Below are 229 nucleotides of genomic sequence, written 5' to 3'. Positions count from 1 at the left end.
CCTCCTATCGGCTTCTGACTAAACGAACATACGCGTTGTTTTCTTTTGGATAGGCAAGATCATTACCATTGCTCATATCAATAATATAAGCTTGCGATAAACTGGTGCCATCTGCTGCAGTTTGAGATGTCCAATAAGGTAAATTAACATTATCGATAGCACCCGCTTCTGGCATATTTGGAAAGAAAGCTAAGTCAATTAAAACGCTTTGCCCTTGTTTCCCATAATC

General features: G+C 39.3%; 1 protein-coding gene. It reads right to left on the bottom strand.

Features of this window, described 5'->3' with window-relative positions:
* Positions 1–4: 4 nt before the first annotated feature.
* The coding region (locus R2R70_RS23675; protein WP_410979443.1) for a hypothetical protein at positions 5–229 on the bottom strand (225 nt) is incomplete at its 5' end.

The sequence above is a fragment of the Cobetia sp. SIMBA_158 genome, assembly GCF_046566945.1.
In the GTDB taxonomy this organism is placed as follows: domain Bacteria; phylum Pseudomonadota; class Gammaproteobacteria; order Pseudomonadales; family Halomonadaceae; genus Cobetia; species Cobetia amphilecti.
Note: the sequence above shows the minus strand (reverse complement) of the source record. Positions and strands in the feature narration are given on the sequence as shown.